The following is an 11,942-nucleotide window of genomic DNA, read 5'->3' on the forward strand; positions in this document are numbered from 1 at the left end:
AGAATCGTGGGTATGGGTGAACCGCCGGTTGCCTGGACCTGACGATCAGCGATGAACGGGCCTGTGCCTCCTCCCTCGTTCACCCGGTTTGATCATGCTCAGGCGGCAACCGTCTCTTTCGGCTGCTGGGCGCTGCCGCGCATGGCCTCTGACGCGGCCAGGATGGCCTTGACGATGTTGTGGTAGCCGGTGCAGCGGCAAATGTTGCCCTCGAGCTCGGCGCGCACCGTCTGCTCGTCGAGGCCTTCCGGATGGCGGCGAATCATGTCCGTTGCGGCCATGATCATGCCCGGCGTGCAGAAGCCGCACTGCAGGCCATGATGCTCGCGGAACGCGGCCTGAACCGGATGCAGGTCGGCATCGACAGTGGCTGCGAGGCCCTCGATCGTCAGGATCTCGGAACCCGACGCCTGCGCGGCGAGGATCGAGCACGACTTGACCGCCTTGCCGTCCATTTGAACGACGCAGGCACCGCACTGGGACGTGTCGCAACCGACATGCGTGCCCGTCAGCCCAAGGTGCTCACGCAGAAAATGCACCAGCAATGTCCGGTCTTCGACGTTTCCGGACACTTTTCGGCCGTTAACGACCATCGAAACTTCCGACATGAATCTCCTCCAGATCATGCGCCGCGCCGGGACCTCCTCCCGGCGCGGGCGTGCCGAAACTGTAACTCAGCAAACGAAATAGTCTATGGGGAAAGCCTGCGGACAATTTTGCGGAAGGCCGAAACTGACCGCTTGTATTTCCGGCGCAATGAAGCTATCACGCGCTCACTTTCGTCCGGGCAACGGACGACGCCGGGCCGCTGTAGCTCAGTTGGTAGAGCACGTCATTCGTAATGATGGGGTCGTAGGTTCGAGTCCTATCAGCGGCACCAGTTTCAATCTTTTCTCCTTTTTTCACCGTTGCGCTTTCGCAGACGCAGCGAGTGCTGTGTCTTGCATTCTCCTGCGGAAGATCACAGCCTAGAACTATAAGAAGATCCGCAGCTATCGACAGCTGCATCGGACGCGTGGGTTGGGGGATACCATGCAGTTCAGCGACTACATTGTGTTTGCCGACGAGAGCGGCGACCATGGGATGCTTTCAATCGACCCCGAGTACCCAATATTCGTACTGACCTTCTGCGTGATCGCGAAGGCATCCTACATCGAGCAGGTCATTCCCGCAGTCCAACAATTCAAGTTCGATTTCTGGGGTCATGACGCGGTCATCCTGCACGAGCATGACATCCGCAAATCCCGAGGTGATTTCGCCTTTCTGAGGACGGATCGCGATATACGAGCGCGCTTTTACGATCGATTGAACACGCTGATGGCTGATGTTCCCTTCGACCTGTTCGCCGCCGTCATCGACAAGGAAATGCATCGAAGGCGCTACGCGAATCCGTGGAACCCCTATGAGATCGCCTTGCGCTTTTGCATGGAGCAACTTCATGGGCTCCTGGAACGCAAAGACGAACAAGGAAAGACCGTCCATGTCGTCTTCGAAAGTCGAGGGAGGGTCGAGGACGACAGCCTCGAACTTGAATTCCTCCGGATAGCAGGAAATCAAGGTCAGTGGGGCTACCGAAGAACCGACTTTGGCAATTTCAGTTTCGCGCCGATCTTCATTCCGAAGTCATCGAACTCGGTGGGCCTTCAGCTTGCGGACCTGACCGCTCGCCCGATTGGACTGAGGTGCCTTCGGCGTGAGCAGCCCAACCGGGCGTTCGACATCATTCATTCGAAAATTCGAGGATTGAAGACGTTTCCGTAGTCAAACGCCTAAAAACAAAGGAGCCTCGGATATCCAAGGCTCCTTTGTCGACCGGGAAATGCCCAATCCTTTGCGATCAATATAGTGGATGAGCGTTGCAATTTCCACAACGTCGCTGACCTTGTTCCAGCGACGGGAATGCAAACAAGCATGCCCCCCCTCTACGGCTCCGCATACCCGCCGATCTCAATCCTGATCCCCTCAGCCTCCACCTTCCCCGGCATGATGAACGCGCCGTAGCGGGTGCCATGGCCGGGGACGTAGTCGAACTCGATCTGCTTCTGCAGCGGCTCACCACCTGACGCATCCTGAGCCGAGGCCTGGACGATGACGGCGGAGGCCGCCTCGTCGCCCCGGTTGACGATCGCGATCTTCACCGTGGTGCCGCTGCCCGCCGGCTCGACCGAAGTGAGTTCCAGAACAAGCTCAGGCGGCCGTGAGCCCGCAAACACGGCCTCCCAGGCAAGGAACCCGACCAGCGCGACGACCAGCACGGCGGAAAAGGCGCCAAAGATCCATTCGATGAGGGGGCGTTTCGGGGGCCGGCGGCTCATGGCGTAACCTAGAGGATGAGGCGCGCGGAGGCCGCGCCGATTGCGGAGGGAAAGCCCAGCACGACCATCGCCATCACGGCGTCGCCGAACGACATGCCGTCGGTGCGGGCGAAGATCCACAGCAGGAACAGGCTGATCGACAGGGCGACGACGTAGCCCGGCAGCGTCAGGCGCAGGAAGGCGCTCCACATCGATTCCTCGGGCGAGACTTCCGAGCCGCCGGCAAAGCCGACGGCGAAGACGAAGCCGTGCATGAGCGCGAGCGACAGCGCGACGAGGCCGAGCGCATGCCACTCGGTCATGCGGAAGGAGATCAGCATCATCTCCTCGGTCGGCGCCATGTTGAAGCCAAGGAACAGCGCGCCGACCGCCATCAGGAACAGCTCGCCGCCGTAGGTTTCCTCTCTCTCCGCGCCATCCTCATCGCCGGTGTCGCCGAACTGGCTCTTGGCGAGCAGCGCGCCGATGGCGCCCGGCACCATCTGGATGGCGATCTTGCCGATGATCTCGTCGGCCGACATGCCCTTGCCGATCGCACCGAACAGGACGAGCAGCACCGAACTGGTGACGGCGGCAACGCCCAGCGCGATCAGCGCGTCGATGACGTCGTCGCGCCAGCTGCGCGTCTTCTCGAAGCCGATCTGCCGCGACAGGAAGAACAGCATCGGCAGCGCCGCCAGCATCAGCGTGATCAGCCGCCCGCGGTCGAGGTAGAAGCCGAGTTCCCACAGCTCAATCGTCATCAGCATGGGCAGGGAAAAGAGCAGCGCGCCGCCCGCCGCGCGGCCAAAGTCGCGAAGGGCGCGGCCGGAGGCCGTGGCGGGGGAACGGGATCGGGAACGCGTAGCCATTTCCGGAAGAACATATTGAAGCTGCTACGGTTCCGCTAGGGCTAGCCGTCGTCGCGATCCCAGGGAGAAACCGGCTGCGAGCGGTCGATCAGCCACTGCAGCAACGCCTCGACCGCCGGGTTGTGGCGCCGGCTTTCCGGCACCAGCGCGCGCACCCAAAGGTCCGGCACCGGATAGTCGGTCAAAATCTCGACCAGCCGCCCTGCCCTGATGCTGTCGCGGGCAATGTGCCGGGCAAGGATGGCGATGCCGAGGTCCTTTTCCAGCGCGCTGAGCAGTACGTGGCTGTCATTGACGCCAAAGGTGCTCGGCACGTCGATCGAGATGCCGCCCTGCGCGCCCTCGAAGCGCCAGATCGTGCCGGTGGCGAGGTAGCTGAGGCAGGAATGGTGGGCAAGGTCCCGCGGGTGGCTCGGGCTGCCGGCCTTCTCGAGATAGCCGGGCGAGGCAACGGTCACGCGGCGAAGGCGGCAGAGCGGAATGTCGGTGACGTTGGCATAGGTCGCCGGTAGCGCCCCGAGGGCAAGGTCGAACCCCTCTTCCACCGGGTTCACCGACCGGTCCATCAGCAGCACCTCCATGCGCACGCCGGGGTTCTCTTTCTGGAAGTCGGTCAGCATATCGCCGAAATGGCTGACGGTGAGCGTCGTCGGCACCTTGATGCGAAGCCGCTCCTTCAGTCCCTGCGCAACCGACGATCCTTCGCGAAACGCGCTGTCGATCTCCGCCACCAGCGGCGTGAAGCGGCGCAGGTAATGCGCGCCGGCTTCGGTGAGCTCCAGGCTGCGGGTCGAGCGCTCGAACAGTTTCGTCTTCAGCCGGTGCTCGAGCTGGCCGATGCGCTTGGCCACAACCGACGGCACGGTGTCGAGCGCGCGCGCTGCGGCGGAAAAGCTTCCCGCGCGCACCACCGCCACAAAGGTGCGCATGTTATCGAGCGTATCCAAGAAACCGGCCTCCCCTTCCGCTTTCGTGATTTGCGAAAACTCTCTGCATGAATGGGGGCTTTTTCTCGAAAGATCAATGCGGCACAATCCGGAACAGGTGGAGGAAGTGCGCACGCCCCGCGTGCGCTTTGACGGGAGCGGACAGTTCCCGCCCCAGGAGGAGACCGAACCAGATGACTTCAGCTGTCGCCAGCGCCAGCCGCCCGCGCGCTGGAACCTTGCCAATCGCAGGCCTCGGCGCCATCGATTGCGACGTACACCCGCGCTCGCCGCGGCGTCAGGACCTTGCGCCTTACGTCACCGACTACTGGCGCGAGATCTTTACCACGCGCGAGATCGACCATCTCGAGATGAGCGGCTATCCGGAGACGCTGCGGCCGAACCGCCCCGCCCCGGAGGCCGGCAACGCCGATGCCGCTTCGCTGGCGAAGGGCCTTCTCGATCCGCTCAAGCTCGATGCCGCGATCCTCAACGTCGCGTCCGGCGTCCACGCCATCTTCGATCCCTATCTCGCGCAGGTGATCTGCCAGGCGACCAACCGCTGGCTCGCCGCCGAATGGCTCGACCGCGACCCGCGCCTGCGCGCCTCGCTGGTGGTGCCGTTCCAGCATCCCGAAGCGGCCGTTGCCGAGATCGAGGCCTACGCGAAGGACCACCGCTTCGTGCAGATCATGGCGATTGTCATGAGCGACAACCCGCTCGGGCAGCGCCGGTTCTGGCCGATCTACGAGGCAGCGGCGAAGCACGGCTTTGCCCTCAACATCCACGCCGGCAATACCTATCGCCACGCCCCCACCCAGAGCGGCTTCAACAGCTACCTCGTCGAGGACTTCGTCCACCAGACGCAGGGCTTTGCCAACCAGGTCGGCAGCCTCGTCGCCGAAGGCGTGCTCGGCAAGTTCCCGGAGATGAAGGTGGTGCTGTCCGAGTCGGGCGTCACCTGGATGCCGAGCCTGATGTGGCGCATGTCCAAGGACTGGCGCGGCGTCCGCATCGAGGTGCCGTGGGTCAAGGAGATGCCGTCCCTGCTGATGCGCCAGCAGGTGCGCATGACCCTGCAGCCATTCGATGGCCCCGCCGATCCCGCGCAGGCCGCACGCGCCATCGCCCATCTCGGCGGTGACGAGATGCTGCTGTTCTCCAGCGACTATCCGCACGACCACCGCATCGATGTCGCGTACTGGCCGGCTAACCTGCCGGAGGAACTCGCCGCGAAGGCCGCGCGCGAGAATGCGCTCGCAACCTATCCTCGACTGGAGGTGTAGCCATGAATGAGATGACCCGCGAAGTGGACCTTGCCAACGCCAACAAGGTGAAGCTGGTCGACTGCGACATCCACCCGGCGATGAAGTCGCGCGACGAGATGACGAAGTTCATGCCGCTGCGCTGGCGCGAGCATGTTCGCGACTTCGGTATCCGCACGGCAAGCCCGCTCTATGGCGCGATGCCCTACCCGCGCATCACGCCCGGCAACGGCATGCGCCGCGACGCCTGGCCTCCGGCTGGAGGTCCCCCTGCGTCGGACGTGGCCTTCCTGCAGGAGCAACTCCTCGACGGCCTCGGCATCGACTACGGCATCCTGCAGGCGCTGGGACCCGGCGGCGCGACCTTCAACCAGGGGCTCGGAGCCGCGATCTCTTCCGCGATGAACGACTGGCAGGTCGAGAAGTGGCTTGAAGCCGACAAGCGCCTGCGCGGCTCTATCTGCGTGTCGCAGGAGGATCCGGACGCGGCAGTCGCAGAGATCGAGGCCCGCGCGCAGGACAAGCGCTTCGTGCAGATCGCGATCACGCCGCGCATGCTGGAGCCCGCGGGCCGCAAGCGCTACTGGCCGATCTACGAGGTCGCCGAACACTACAACCTGCCGATCAGCATGCATTCGGCCGCCTACGGCACCCGCGCCAATACCGGCACCGGATGGACGTCGTTCTACCTCGAGGAGCATTTCGCCTTCTCGAACGCGTCGCAGACCGCGATCACCAGCATGGTGTTCGAGGGCGTGTTCGAGCGGTTCCGCAACCTCAAACTCGTCGTCGTCGAAGGAGGCTTTGCCTGGCTGCCGCCGCTTGGCTGGCGTATGGACCGCGAGTGGGAGCGCATGCGCGAGGAAGTCCCGCACGTCGTGCGCGCGCCGTCCGAGCAGATCCGCGACCATGTCTGGCTCACGACGCAGCCGATGGAGGAGCCCGAGGTCAATCGCGACCTCTACGACATCCTGAACTGGATGGGCGACGACAAGCTGATGTTCGCGACCGACTACCCGCACTGGGATTTCGACCACCCCGAATACGCGTTCAAGGTGCCGCTCGACCCGGCCCTCAAGCACGCGATCCTGGCGGGCAATGCCTGCAAGCTTTACGGACTGGAATAATGGACGCAGAAACCAAGGCACGGCGGTACGTGGTGTGCCGCGCCGATGAAATTCAGCCGGGCGCATCCAAGCGCGTTGAGGTGGCCGGGCGCGACATCGCGATCTTCAACGTCAACGGCGAATATTCCGCGATCGGCGACCGTTGCCCGCACGAGGGCGCAAGCCTCTGCCGCGGCGCCATCGTCGGTCTCGCCGAGGCGGACGAGCCGGGCGAAGCGCGCATGACTCGCCATGGCGAGTTCGTGCGCTGCCCGTGGCACGGCTGGGAATTCGACCTCAAGACCGGCAAGTCCTACTGCGACCCGCGCCGCACGCGCGTGAAGAAGTTTGAGCTGTCGGTCGAGGACGGCGCGAAGATCGTCGAAGGGCCCTACAAGATCGACGTCTTCGACGTTCGCCAGGAAGGCTCCTACCTCGTCATCGAGATCTGACCTTTAAACCGCGCCGGTCACTCCGGCGCGGTTTTCGCCAGGAAGCGGGCGATCACCGGCCCGAAGATCATCACAATCAGGAACCGCGCCATCTGCATCGCCAGGATGAACGACATGTCGACGTTCTCCGAGGCCGAGGCAATGATCGCGATCGAGTCCATGCCGCCGGGGCTAGTGGCAAGGTAAGCGGTGAGGAAATCGATCCCGAGCGTCCGGCTCAGCACGTAGCCGATGCCGGCGCAGAAGCCGAGCAGCAGCGCGATCGAGCCAAGCACCTGCGGCAGCGCCCGCGCCGCATGGCGCACGATCGGCCGGGTGAAGTTGAGGCCGATGCTCAAGCCGATGCAGGCGTAACCGATCAGCAGCAGCCATGGCGGAAGCTGGAAGCTGAGCCCTGCCCCAAAATGCAGGACCAGCGACAGGATCAGGACGCCCATGAAATAAGGCGACGGCAGGCGCAGCAACGCACCGAGCGCAGCGCCGATGCAGATCACGGCCAGGGTCAGGCCGAAATCGACGGGCCGCAGGACAGGCAGGAAGTCGACTTCGACGACGTGCCCAGCCGCATCCGGCACGAGGACGGCTGCCGTGATCGCCGCGACCGCCGCGACCATCATCACCCGCAGATACTGCATGAACGCAACGAGCCGGAAGTCCGCGCCGAAGGCGTCGGCCATGATGACCATCACCGAGGCGGCACCGGGAGCGGCGCCCCAGATCGCGGTGCTGCCCGGCAGAATGCGCCAGCGGCTGATCTGCCAGCCGAGATAGCTGGAGGCAGCGAGCGTCGACAGGGTGAAGGCAAGGAACAGCGGCCAGTCGGCAACGATGGTCGCAAGGATCTCCGGCTGGATCGTACCGGCAATCAGGACGCCAATGATCCCCTGGGCAATCGCGAACACATGGCGCGGAACGCGAATGGTCGCGCCATGGGCTCCGGCGACGACGCCCGCGATCATCGGGCCAATCAGCCCGGCAGCCGGCATGCCGACTAGCTCGATGATGACGAAGAACAGCGCCGAGAGGGAAAGCACCAGCGCCCACTGGGCAAAGCCGGGAAGTCTCGCAAGCGGTTCGGCAGCCGATTGGTGACCTGAGGGCGCGGGCGCTTCCATGCCGGTTTTCGCCCTCAGCTTGCGATGTCAGGCAGCGCGGATGCGGGCGCCCGGCTCATCAGGATGCGAGCCGGCCGGAAGCCTTCGGATCCTTTGCGGAAACCTTGGGGGCCTTGTCCTTCGCCAGCTTGCGGAAGCGGCGCACGACCATGTCGCGCTTCAGCTTCGAGATGTGGTCGATGAACAGGACGCCGTTGAGATGGTCGATCTCATGCTGCAGGCAGGTGGCGAGCAGGCCGTCGGCGGTGATCGTCTGTTCCTTGCCGGAAAGGTCGAGGTACTTCACCGTCACCGTGTCCGGGCGCTCAACCTCGGCATAGTAGTCCGGGATCGACAGGCAGCCTTCTTCATAGAGCGACACGCCGTTGCCGGTCGCGACGATCTCCGGGTTGATGAAGACCTGCGGCGCCTTCGGCTCGTTTTCCTTGGCAAGGTCGATCACCAGCATGCGTCGCGGCTCGCCCACCTGGATGGCGGCAAGGCCGATGCCGGGAGCATCGTACATCGTCTCTAGCATGTCGTCGGCAAAGCGGCGCACGTGGTCGTCGATACGCTCCACCGGCGCGGAGACCTGACGAAGAAGGGGATCGGGAAGAATGACGAGCGGAAGGATCATGCGCGTCAGGTAATGCGCCGCCCCGGCGGCGTCAACGGTTTTCGCGGCGATGTTCACGTTTTGATCTTATCGATGCGGCTCGAATCGTCTATGGTTCCGCGATGAACGAAGTTTCGTCCGCCTTTTCGATGCCGTTGGCGCAGCTCGGCGCCACGACCATCACGCTCGGGCAGGTGCTGCTCGGCTGCGGCGCGCTGTTCGTCGTCATGCTGTTCATGCTGGTGATCGGGCTGTGGCGCTCGGCAAACGCGCGCGTGCTGGCGGCGGCGGAAGCAGCCGAACGGGCCCGCGAGTTCGATTCGCGCATGGCGGAAATTGCCCGCGCGCAGGCCGAGATGCAGGGTCGGATGGGGACGATCGCCGAGGTGTTCGGCAGCCGCCAGGCGGAGCTCACCCGTGTGCTTGGCGAGCGCCTCGACGGGCTCAGCACCCGGCTCGGCCAGTCGCTCACCGAGCAGACGAAGTCGACGCACGAGAACCTTGCAAAACTGCAGGAGCGCCTTGCCGTCATCGACACCGCGCAGTCGAACATCCAGTCGCTTGCCGGACAGGTCGTGCAGCTGCAGCAGATCCTCTCCAACAAGCAGACGCGCGGCGCGTTTGGCCAGAGCAGGATGGAGGCGATCATCGCCGATGGCCTGCCGCACGGCGCCTATGAATTCCAGGCGACGCTGTCGAACGGTAACCGTCCCGACTGCCTCGTGAAGATGCCGAACGGCGCGCCCGACCTCGTGATCGACGCAAAATTCCCGCTGGAATCGTGGAACGCGATGCGCGACGCGAACCAGAGCGGCAATCCAGAGGCAATCAAGGCGGCCCAAAGCAGTTTTCGCCGCGACGTCGAAGTGCACATCCGCGCGATCTCGGATAAATACTTCATCCAGGGCGAGACGCAGGACACGGCCTTCCTGTTCGTGCCGTCGGAATCGATCTTCGCCGAGATCCACGAGAATTTTGAAGGCCTCGTCCAGCGCGCGCACCGCTCGCGCATCGTCATCGTCTCGCCCTCGCTGCTGATGCTGTCGATCCAGGTGATCCAGGCCGTGCTCAAGGACGTGCGCATGCGCGAGCAGGCCCACCTGATCCAGGCCGAAGTCGTGCGGCTTATGGAGGACGTGGCGCGGCTCGACGAGCGTGTGCGCAAGCTGCAGGCGCATTTCTCGCAGGCTTCGCGGGACGTCGACATGATCCTGACCTCGACCGAAAAGCTGACCAAGCGCGGCGCCAAGATCGAGGCGCTGGAACTCGGCGCGGAAGCTCCCGCAGAGGAAAAGCCCCGCGCCGCTGCGACGCAGGTCAGCCCGCGTCTGCGGCTGCATGTGGTCGACGAGGCGGAGTAACCCGGCGCAGCTGCGCTTGGAGCTGCGCGCCGCAGGTCCTATATCGGTACTATGATAAAGCTCTCCGTCCTCGACCTCTCGCCCGTGCCGGAAGGCAGCGACGTCTCCCGCTCGCTCGCAAACACGCTCGACCTTGCCCGCAACGCCGAACGGCTGGGCTACCGCCGCTACTGGCTGGCCGAGCACCACAACATGCCGGGCATCGCCAGTGCCGCGACCGCCGTCCTGATCGGTCAGGTCGCAGCCGTCACCCACCAGATCCGCGTCGGCGCCGGCGGCATCATGCTACCGAACCACGCGCCGCTGATGGTTGCCGAAGCTTTTGGCACGCTCGAGGCGATGTACCCGCGCCGCATTGATCTCGGCGTCGGCCGCGCGCCCGGCACCGACCAGATCACCGCGCATGCGCTGCGCCGCGCGATGAATGCCAGCGTCGACTCCTTCCCGAACGACGTCGTCGAGCTCTTGCACTACTTCAAGCCGGAAGAGCCGGGCCAGCGCGTCCGCGCCGTGCCAGGCGTCGGGCTCAACGTGCCGGTCTGGATCCTCGGCTCCAGCCTCTACGGCGCGCAGCTCGCGGCGATGCTCGGGCTCCCTTACGCCTTCGCGTCTCATTTCGCGCCGGCGGAGATGGAACACGCGCTCGCCCTATATCGCGAGCGGTTCGAGCCGTCCGAATATCTCGAGCGGCCCTATGCGATGCTCGGCCTCAACGTCACAGCCGCCGACACCGACGAGGAAGCAGAGCTGCTCTTCTCGTCAATGCAGCAGGCATTCGTAAACCTGCGCACCGGGCGGCCGGGCAAGCTGCCGCCGCCGAAACCGGGCTACTACGCCTCGCTCGGCGAGCCGGAGAAGGCGGTGCTGGCGCACACGCTCTCCTGCGCCATCGTCGGCTCGAAAGAAACGGTCAAGCAGGGCCTCAAGGCATTCGCCCAGCGCACCGGCGCCGATGAGGTGATGGTCACCGCGCAGATCTTCGATCACCATGCCCGGGTTCGCAGCTACGAAATCCTCGCCGAAGCGGCGAAAGAGCTCGAGGAGGTGGAGCGGGTGACGGTGTAACGGGCGACCTACATGCCGGCCTAAACCGCCGGCACTGCCGTTTCTCAAGCACTGAACTATCCCTCCGCAGTAAGAGCTAGCTGCCAGCCGGGAAAGCAGAAACCCTTACGCGCCCCTTCCTAGGAGCCCCCTCCGGCGCTTCGCGCCACCTCCCCCGCTTCGCAGGGGAGGATCCGCGGCGTGCCATTTGATAGGGAGCACCCCTGTTGTCCGGGCTTCGGCTCTCTGGTTATCGGAATGTCACCTGCCAATCCCCAACTGCGTTCCGGATTTCTAGGCGCGAGATAGCTACTGGCACGCCGCGGATCCTCCCCCATTTATGGGGGAGGGGGACCATGCGAAGCATGGTGGAGGGGGCTCATGGAGCACCTGCAGCTGTTCTGATCCGCTAAGGCGATCGCCTGCGTCCGCCGCTGGCGCATGGCCCAGACGTTCAAGCATGGATGCTCGGAGCATGACGAGGTTGATGGGTGCTGCCTTTAGGGTTTCCAAAGGCTTAATGGTTTCCCCCACGTAGCCGCAGTGCCCCCAATCGATCCTCTCTTCGTCATCCCCGCCAAGCCCGCGAAGCGGGCGCGAGCAGGGGATCCTGTGTGTTTGCGGAGGTGTAGAATGGTTGCGGGAAGGAGGCCGAGGGGATCCTGGTCGCCTCCGCTTGGGAAAGCAGACCGTGGCATGGCCTGGCCCCTTCCCGCAGTGCTGCTTTGAACCTGAACAGTTGCACGAGGCTGCTTACCCAGACCTCGCACCACAGGAACAGGCCCCATGACCTTACACCCAAACTTCATCGGCTGCGACGTCTCCAAGGACACCCTCGATCTCTTCGATCCCGAAAGCAGCCGCTACCGGCGCGTGGCCAACCGCTTCGAGGCGCTGCAGGACTTTGCCGCC

The 11,942-nt window shown here is 64.2% G+C and carries 12 protein-coding genes and 1 tRNA gene; 7 read left to right on the plus strand and 6 right to left on the minus strand.

Features of this window, described 5'->3' with window-relative positions; translation table 11 throughout:
- Nucleotides 1–98: 98 nt before the first annotated feature.
- Nucleotides 99–608 (minus strand): (2Fe-2S)-binding protein, encoded by a 510-nt coding sequence (locus L630_RS0117095; protein ID WP_024849444.1) that lies wholly within the window; start codon nucleotides 606–608, stop codon nucleotides 99–101.
- Between the two features lie 196 nt (nucleotides 609–804).
- On the opposite strand from L630_RS0117095, the gene L630_RS0117100 reads away from it, so the two are divergent.
- Both L630_RS0117100 and L630_RS0117105 read left to right on the plus strand, forming a co-directional pair.
- Nucleotides 805–880: transfer RNA gene (locus tag L630_RS0117100), tRNA-Thr, on the plus strand.
- A gap of 152 nt (nucleotides 881–1,032) precedes the next feature.
- Complete coding sequence (locus L630_RS0117105) at nucleotides 1,033–1,761, plus strand: DUF3800 domain-containing protein (protein ID WP_024849445.1); 729 nt, start codon at nucleotides 1,033–1,035, stop codon at nucleotides 1,759–1,761.
- Nucleotides 1,762–1,922: 161 nt separating this feature from the next.
- Here the strand turns inward: L630_RS0117105 and L630_RS0117110 are convergent, their stop codons facing one another.
- Genes L630_RS0117110 through L630_RS0117120 form a run of 3 tightly spaced genes read right to left on the minus strand, consistent with a single transcriptional unit; the run spans nucleotide 1,923 to nucleotide 4,113 of the window.
- Complete coding sequence (locus L630_RS0117110; RefSeq protein ID WP_024849446.1) at nucleotides 1,923–2,315, minus strand: hypothetical protein; 393 nt, start codon at nucleotides 2,313–2,315, stop codon at nucleotides 1,923–1,925.
- Between the two features lie 8 nt (nucleotides 2,316–2,323).
- On the minus strand, nucleotides 2,324–3,166 hold the full coding sequence (locus tag L630_RS0117115; protein ID WP_024849447.1) for a TIGR02587 family membrane protein: 843 nt from the start codon (nucleotides 3,164–3,166) through the stop codon (nucleotides 2,324–2,326).
- Nucleotides 3,167–3,207: 41 nt separating this feature from the next.
- Entirely contained in the window at nucleotides 3,208–4,113 is a 906-nt protein-coding gene (locus L630_RS0117120) for a LysR family transcriptional regulator (RefSeq protein WP_024849448.1), read from the minus strand.
- A gap of 173 nt (nucleotides 4,114–4,286) precedes the next feature.
- On the opposite strand from L630_RS0117120, the gene L630_RS0117125 reads away from it, so the two are divergent.
- Genes L630_RS0117125 through L630_RS0117135 form a run of 3 tightly spaced genes read left to right on the plus strand, consistent with a single transcriptional unit; the run spans nucleotide 4,287 to nucleotide 6,915 of the window.
- Nucleotides 4,287–5,378 carry an amidohydrolase family protein gene (locus L630_RS0117125; RefSeq protein WP_051473330.1) on the plus strand — a complete coding sequence of 364 codons (1,092 nt, stop codon included), beginning with the start codon at nucleotides 4,287–4,289 and terminating at the stop codon, nucleotides 5,376–5,378.
- A 2-nt stretch (nucleotides 5,379–5,380) separates the two neighbouring features.
- On the plus strand, nucleotides 5,381–6,484 hold the full coding sequence (locus L630_RS0117130; RefSeq protein WP_024849450.1) for an amidohydrolase family protein: 1,104 nt from the start codon (nucleotides 5,381–5,383) through the stop codon (nucleotides 6,482–6,484).
- Nucleotides 6,484–6,915: a Rieske (2Fe-2S) protein gene (locus L630_RS0117135; RefSeq protein ID WP_024849451.1), complete on the plus strand. Its 432-nt coding sequence runs from the start codon at nucleotides 6,484–6,486 to the stop codon at nucleotides 6,913–6,915. The genes L630_RS0117130 and L630_RS0117135 overlap by 1 nt, the downstream gene beginning before the upstream one ends.
- Nucleotides 6,916–6,932: 17 nt before the next feature.
- On the opposite strand, the gene L630_RS0117140 is transcribed toward L630_RS0117135, so the two are convergent.
- Together L630_RS0117140 and def are read right to left on the minus strand one after the other, a co-directional pair.
- The gene (locus tag L630_RS0117140; RefSeq protein ID WP_024849452.1) at nucleotides 6,933–8,030 is read right to left on the minus strand and encodes an AbrB family transcriptional regulator; all 1,098 of its coding nucleotides are present in this window, start codon (nucleotides 8,028–8,030) and stop codon (nucleotides 6,933–6,935) included.
- Nucleotides 8,031–8,088: 58 nt separating this feature from the next.
- Nucleotides 8,089–8,646 carry a peptide deformylase gene (gene def / locus L630_RS0117145; RefSeq protein WP_034330699.1) on the minus strand — a complete coding sequence of 186 codons (558 nt, stop codon included), beginning with the start codon at nucleotides 8,644–8,646 and terminating at the stop codon, nucleotides 8,089–8,091.
- Nucleotides 8,647–8,747: 101 nt separating this feature from the next.
- Between def and rmuC the strand changes: the two genes are divergently transcribed.
- Together rmuC and L630_RS0117155 are read left to right on the plus strand one after the other, a co-directional pair.
- On the plus strand, nucleotides 8,748–9,986 hold the full coding sequence (gene rmuC / locus L630_RS0117150) for a DNA recombination protein RmuC (RefSeq protein ID WP_024849454.1): 1,239 nt from the start codon (nucleotides 8,748–8,750) through the stop codon (nucleotides 9,984–9,986).
- Nucleotides 9,987–10,037: 51 nt separating this feature from the next.
- Entirely contained in the window at nucleotides 10,038–11,051 is a 1,014-nt protein-coding gene (locus L630_RS0117155) for an LLM class flavin-dependent oxidoreductase (protein WP_024849455.1), read from the plus strand.
- Nucleotides 11,052–11,942: the final 891 nt, after the last annotated feature.

It is taken from the genome of Aminobacter sp. J41, assembly GCF_000526635.1.
Lineage (GTDB): Bacteria > Pseudomonadota > Alphaproteobacteria > Rhizobiales > Rhizobiaceae > Aerobium.